Source organism: Carboxylicivirga marina, assembly GCF_016612505.1.
GTDB lineage: Bacteria > Bacteroidota > Bacteroidia > Bacteroidales > Marinilabiliaceae > Carboxylicivirga > Carboxylicivirga marina.
Genome location: NZ_JAENRR010000042.1, coordinates 37,468 through 43,885, shown reverse-complemented (window position 1 = coordinate 43,885; position 6,418 = coordinate 37,468). Strand labels below are relative to the sequence as shown.

The 6,418-nt window shown below is 39.2% G+C and carries 7 protein-coding genes and 1 tRNA gene; 2 read left to right on the top strand and 6 right to left on the bottom strand.

Annotation, left to right across the window (positions count from 1 at the left end; all coding sequences use genetic code 11):
• Positions 1–150 precede the first annotated feature (150 nt).
• From JIV24_RS15830 to folB, 4 genes are all read right to left on the bottom strand, one after another.
• On the bottom strand, positions 151–576 hold the full coding sequence (locus tag JIV24_RS15830; RefSeq protein WP_200466037.1) for a recombinase family protein: 426 nt from the start codon (positions 574–576) through the stop codon (positions 151–153).
• 339 nt (positions 577–915) lie between these two features.
• A tRNA-Cys gene (locus JIV24_RS15825) sits at positions 916–986 on the bottom strand.
• 51 nt (positions 987–1,037) lie between these two features.
• On the bottom strand, positions 1,038–1,229 hold the full coding sequence (locus tag JIV24_RS22880; RefSeq protein ID WP_200466036.1) for a cysteine-rich CWC family protein: 192 nt from the start codon (positions 1,227–1,229) through the stop codon (positions 1,038–1,040).
• Positions 1,230–1,231: 2 nt separating this feature from the next.
• The gene (folB, locus tag JIV24_RS15815; RefSeq protein ID WP_200466035.1) at positions 1,232–1,600 is read right to left on the bottom strand and encodes a dihydroneopterin aldolase; all 369 of its coding nucleotides are present in this window, start codon (positions 1,598–1,600) and stop codon (positions 1,232–1,234) included.
• A 139-nt stretch (positions 1,601–1,739) separates the two neighbouring features.
• Here folB and JIV24_RS15810 point away from each other — a divergent pair, with 139 nt between their 5' ends.
• A complete protein-coding gene (locus JIV24_RS15810) occupies positions 1,740–3,452 on the top strand; it encodes a glutamine--tRNA ligase/YqeY domain fusion protein (RefSeq protein ID WP_200466034.1) in 1,713 nt (570 codons plus the stop codon).
• An 86-nt stretch (positions 3,453–3,538) separates the two neighbouring features.
• Here JIV24_RS15810 and JIV24_RS15805 read toward each other — a convergent pair whose 3' ends face one another.
• Both JIV24_RS15805 and gltX read right to left on the bottom strand, forming a co-directional pair.
• Positions 3,539–4,273, bottom strand: coding sequence for a sulfotransferase family 2 domain-containing protein (locus JIV24_RS15805; RefSeq protein ID WP_200466033.1), 735 nt, complete (start codon positions 4,271–4,273; stop codon positions 3,539–3,541).
• A 51-nt stretch (positions 4,274–4,324) separates the two neighbouring features.
• Complete coding sequence (gene gltX / locus JIV24_RS15800) at positions 4,325–5,848, bottom strand: glutamate--tRNA ligase (RefSeq protein ID WP_200466032.1); 1,524 nt, start codon at positions 5,846–5,848, stop codon at positions 4,325–4,327.
• A 140-nt stretch (positions 5,849–5,988) separates the two neighbouring features.
• On the opposite strand from gltX, the gene JIV24_RS15795 reads away from it, so the two are divergent.
• Positions 5,989–6,285 (top strand): hypothetical protein, encoded by a 297-nt coding sequence (locus JIV24_RS15795; RefSeq protein WP_200466031.1) that lies wholly within the window; start codon positions 5,989–5,991, stop codon positions 6,283–6,285.
• Positions 6,286–6,418: the final 133 nt, after the last annotated feature.

Genomic DNA, 6,418 nt, shown 5'->3' with positions numbered 1-6,418 from the left:
TCGGCTGATTTTATCGCCTGAAAATACTAATACACATCTGTATGTCAAAGTTTTAATTTATAGAAGTCCCCTTAAGAACATCAGTTATGGAACGATTCTTATCTTGTCAAAGTTGGTAGCAAGCATAAGCAGTTTTCATTGCTTCAAGAGTTAGACCTTTCTTACGTCCACCAATCCTACCACGCAATCTGGCTGCTTCAAACCCTGTAAGTGTTCTTTTACGAATAAGTTCCTTTCGCACTCTGCAAAGCTTGCAAAAATATTAAAGGTCAAACGACCCTGTACTGCAGTAGTGTCTATACAATCATTCAAACTAATAAATTCAACACCATTTTCGCGGAAGGAAGATACCATATCGATAAGGTCCTTTAGAGAACGTACTAGCCAATTTAATTTACAAACAACCACAACATCACCTTCTCTGGTATGTTCTAACATCTTTTCTAATTCTGGCCGTTCCTTTATGGCACTTTTCGTTTCCTGAAAATTTTTAGTACAACCATTTTTTCCCAACGCCTCAATTTGCATCTCCAAATTCTGATCTTTGGTAGATACCCTTGCATAACCGATTTTCATAACTGTTTCTTTTTAGGTTAAACCTCGAAACACATTTATAAAACCAGTTTATGAGACCGTCAATACTACTCCTGAATACAGAAGACAAGATCGTCTCAGCAAATGGTAATTTAATGATTCATCCATAAAGATTATAAAAACTAAACGGTTTATCTTTCCCTTATGCCTAGCACGCAATTAAATCCTTTATTTGACTTACACCTTCAAAAGGGCATAAGGGAGGAAATATATTGCTTAAATAAATAATTCAAAAACATGAGGTTGTTTCCAAAATATTTCCAATACGAAAAAAGGTGATTTTCATTTGACTGAAAATCACCTTTTTACCATCTTTAATAGAGGTTCCTGGCGGACTCGAACCGCCGTAGCTGGTTTTGCAGACCAGTGCCTAGCCACTCGGCCAAGGAACCGTTGTGTTTCGGGATGCAAAATAAGCAATAAATTATTTGCTGAGCAAATTTTTATTTCCTCTTTTGTCCATATAATTTTAAGCATTCGGGACAAATACAGCCTTTATATTTAATGCCCAACACTTTAAGATTTTCAGGATTTATATCATAACTCATGCACCAACATGGTGCGTCACTATCGGCGTGACAAAAAAACTCGGTTCCGCAACGTGGGCACTCTTTCTTTTTTATTCCGTCGGTCATCACTATCGGCTAAAAGTTACACTTACACATTTCATTTGTCCGCCCATTGGTGGATTCATCTTTGACACTTTTACCGATGCCTTTAATAACTCCGGGAAACGCTCATAAATACCATCAATAATACGTCTATTCAAATGCTCAAGCAAATGGGAGTTTTGCATTATCTGTTCACGCACAATTTCGTATACAGTCACATAATTAAGGGCGTCGTTGATGTTATCACTTTCAGCAGCTGTCGAACAATCCGTTTCTAAAGTCACCTTAACCAAAAATCGATTACCAACAACTTGCTCCTCTTTAAAACAACCGTGATACGCATAAAACTCCATTTCTTCCAACTCAATCACGCCAATCAATTGCTTCTCTTCCATTGTTGCACTATTTTTTTGGCGAAAATAACCTTTTATCGCCGAATCATCAGATTTTTAAGTCGAAAAACAATTACTTTTGTACAAGATGTACACACATCAATTATTGTAAATACTATAATTAAGACAAAATAGAGAGCAGATGGAATTGAACGAAACGCCAAAAACGAATTTCATTCATCAGGAGATTGATAATGATTTAAGTGAAAATAAAAACGGAGGTGCTGTACTAACGCGTTTCCCTCCTGAGCCTAATGGTTACTTACATATTGGTCATGCCAAGTCTATCTGCCTGAACTTTGGCTTAGGAAAACATTATAAGGGTGGTACAAATTTGCGCTTTGATGACACCAACCCAACCAAAGAAGATACTGAATACGTAGATTCTATCAAGGAAGATGTTAATTGGTTAGGTTTCCAATGGAATGATGAGCCAAAGTTTACATCTGATTACTTTGAGCAACTGTATCAATGGGCTGTGCTATTTATAAAAAACGGCAAAGCATACGTTGATGACCAAAGTGCTGAAGAAATTGCAGAGCAGAAAGGAACTCCAACAACACCTGGCAAGGAAAGCCCGAATCGCAACAATAGTGTTGAAGAAAACCTTGACCTGTTTGAGCGTATGCGAAAAGGTGAGTTTCAGAATGGTGAACGTGTACTACGCGCCAAAATTGATATGGCATCACCTAATATGCACATGCGCGATCCATTGATGTATCGTATCATTCATGCGCATCATCATCGCACAGGCAATGATTGGTGTATTTACCCAATGTATGATTTTGCACACGGACAAGGCGACTTTAAAGAAGGTATTACACATTCAATATGTACGCTTGAATTTGAAGTACACCGCCCATTATACAACTGGTTTCTGGAACAAATTCTTGAATTTCAACCAGAGTTAAAAGCATTGCCAAAACCACGACAAATTGAATTTGCCCGCTTAAACCTCAACTACACAGTTATGAGTAAGCGCAAGCTGCTTCAATTAGTAAATGATAACTATGTGGCCGGATGGGATGATCCTCGTATGCCAACGATCTCAGGATATCGTCGAAGAGGTTACACACCTGAGTCTATTCGAAAGTTTGCTGATCAAATTGGTGTTGCCAAGCGCGAGAATGTTATTGACGTGGCTCTACTGGAGCACTGCATTCGTGAAGACTTGAATAAAAAAACACCGCGTGTGTATGCTGTCTTAAACCCGGTTAAGGTAATTATCACCAACTATCCTGAAGGAGAAGTGGAGTGGATGGAAGCCATCAACAACCCTGAAGATGAAGGCATGGGTAGCCGTAAACTGCCTTTTAGCCGTGAGATTTACATAGAGCGTGATGACTTTATGGAAAATGCACCTCGTAAATTTTTCCGAATGGATGTGGGCCGCGAAGTACGCCTGAAAAATGCCTATATCGTAAAATGTGAAAGCATCAAGAAAGATGAGAATGGTGAGATTTCTGAGATTTACTGTACTTACGATCCTGATACCAAAAGTGGCATGGAAGGAAGTAACCGCAAAGTAAAAGGTACTCTTCATTGGGTAAGCGTTGAACATGCCAAAGCCATTCAGGTAAAGCAGTACGATCGTTTGTTTATGGATGAATCACCTGATGGACACAAAGACAAAGAGTTTTTGGATTTCTTAAACCCGAATTCTCTATCGGTAATCAACACTTGCTACATTGAGCCAAACTACAAAGATGCCAGTACCAAATTTACTGATGGCATTGACAGATACCAGTTTCAGCGTTTAGGCTATTTCTGTGTTGATAAAGATTCGACGGAAGATAAAGTGATTTTTAACAGGACCGTTACTTTGAAAGATTCGTGGGCGAAGAAGAAAAAGTAATGTTAGACAGAAGATAAAAGACATAAGAAGTAAGACTAAAAAAATTCCGTACCTGAATAGGATGCGGAATTTTTTTATGATTTTTTCTAAAGTTCCTTACTATACCCTAATAGTTCAAAGTCTTTTTCATAAACAGAGAGTACATTAGAAATACTTTGTGAGGAGTAAAGATTACGATAATCTTCGAACACTGATTTATTCAAGTGAGGAAGATGTAGGTTAAAGTTCATCATTGACTCTAACTCCCTAATATCAGTATTAATCGACTCCAACCTCATGGTGTGATGAACAAATCGTTCACCATTACAGAATAAAAACTTGTATTGTGGAAAGATGTGTCCGCGAAAAGAATCATAGAAGTTATCCAGTTCGTTTAGTTCTATGCGTTTTATATAGTCTGTATACGCGTCAAAACTCATGTTCTGATTGAGCCAACCTATCTTTTTATAGTAGAAAAAGGTTGAGACTGTACGCGCAAATGGATTCCGCACGGTAGTAAACACATGCATATTTTCATGATACGACTGAGATATCATTCCTTTATTAAGCAAGTACTCATAACTTAACGGGCCGAACGATACAAAACCTTTTTGAGGGAAATAGAAATTAATGGCCTTCTCATTATTCAGGTATAACAAGCCCTGGCCCTTTAAAACATTGACCAAACTAGTACTCCCTGTTTTCGGAATTCTGATGTAAACAACATCCTTTATATCAGGATACTGTTTTAGATATTGACGTTTGAAATACCCGGTTCGACGCCGAACCTTATTCCTTATTTCTCTTAAGGACCACCGTTTATCAGATATTTCAATGTGCATAGAGACTGAATAAGCCGTCAACCAAACGGATGCCTGATTGACGGCCCTATATTATTGTAAGTTTTCTACAGCAGCGTTCACACGTTTAATTGTTTCATCCTGACCAATCATCTCTGCGATCGTCATTAAATCAGGCCCAAAACCACCACCAACAAGTGCCAAACGAAAAGCATTCATTACCAAACCAAAACCCAGTCCTTTAGCTTCTATTTGCCCTGAAATAGCCGTTTTTATATCATCAGCCTTCCAACTGCTTACCTTTTCAAGCTCAACAGTTAATTCAGTCATAAAAGCAGGCACATCGCCTTTCCAACGTTTCTTAACCACCTTCGGATCATACTCGACCGGCGCTTCAAAAAAGAAGGCTGTTTGCTCCCATAACTCACTCACGAAGTTGACACGCTCTTTTACCAAACCAACTACTTGTGCTACAAAGCCAGGCTCTGCCTTCATTCCCTTTTCTGATAGTTCGCATTGAAAAAGCTCAGCCAACTCGGCATCATCTTTACGAACCAGATGTTGCTGATTAAACCATTTGGCTTTATCAGGGTCGAAGCGCGCACCTGATTTATTAACTCGCTCAATGGAAAACAATTCAACTAATTCATCCATTGAAAACAACTCCTGCTCAGTACCTGGATTCCATCCCAACAATGCTAACAAGTTAACCATTGCCTCAGGAAAATAGCCACTTTCACGGTAGCCCATGGCTATGCCATCTTCCAACTGCCAGTTTAATGGAAAAACCGGAAAACCACCTTTATCACCATCACGTTTCGATAATTTACCTTTACCAGTTGGTTTAAGGATTAATGGTAAGTGAGCAAATTGTGGCATGGTTTCTTCCCACTTAAGGGCACGATACAACATGATATGCAATGGCACCGATGGCAACCACTCTTCACCACGAATAACATGTGAGATATCCATCAAATGGTCATCCACAATATTTGCCAGGTGATATGTTGGTAACTTATCGGCACTTTTGTAAAGTACTTTATCATCTAAAGTATTGGTATTAAAAGTAACAGAACCACGCACCATGTCATTAGTCTGCACATCAGTATCTTCAGGCATTTTAAAGCGGATAACCCAAGGCTCACCTGCTTCCATGCGTTGCTTCACCTCATCTTCAGATAATGATAATGAGTTTTTCATGTTGCTTCGCGAATGCATATCGTAAGCAAAAGTCTTTTTCTCTGCTTCTGCCTGAGCACGTAAGGCATCCAACTCCTCCGGGGTATCAAAAGCATAATAAGCCCAGCCGGTTTCTACCAGTTGGTCGGCATATTTCTTATAAATCTCGCGACGCTCACTTTGCTTGTATGGTCCATATTCTCCACCTTGCTTCACGCCTTCATCAATGGTCATACCTAACCATTCCATACTTTCGTTGATGTACTCTTCAGCCCCCTCAACAAAACGAGTAGAATCAGTATCCTCAATACGAAGGATGAAATCACCACCATGCTTTTTGGCAAACAAGTAGTTAAACAATGCGGTACGAACACCACCAATGTGTAATGGTCCGGTTGGACTTGGTGCAAAGCGCACACGTACTTTACGAGTTGTCATATGCTGTTTTTTTTGCAAAGATAGTTTTTAAATGTTGATTTGGTGAATGGCTTATTTGATGATTTGAAAATTAAAAACTCCAGAACCACTCTGACCGTTTGCTAGAGCGATGAACAGAACTGCCTGATCGACTTGACTACTTGCAGGAGCGTATTAAGGAACGAATAAACGTACTCGACCACTTGCGAGAACAACTTAAAGAACCATTCATCCATTCCGTTCACTTGCGAGAAGGTTACTCAGAACCGTTTATCTGTTCTGACCACTTGCGAGAAGGATTTAAAGAACCGATCATCCATTCAGATCATTTGCGAGAAGGTGGTTCAGAACCAGTTGTCAGTCCTGTACACTTGCATGAGCGACTTAAAGAACTATTCTTTCTTTACAACCACTTGCATGAGCGATTGTTGAGTTTAAAAAATGCCTCATACCATTAGAATGACGATAAAACAGAAACTCCCAATTAAGATAAAATTTCAAGAGGACTTATGTCCTGAAGGGACACAATTATTAATAACCACTGGTGAAACCAGTGGGAACTTAAACCACACAAATCAGCCCTGAATGGGT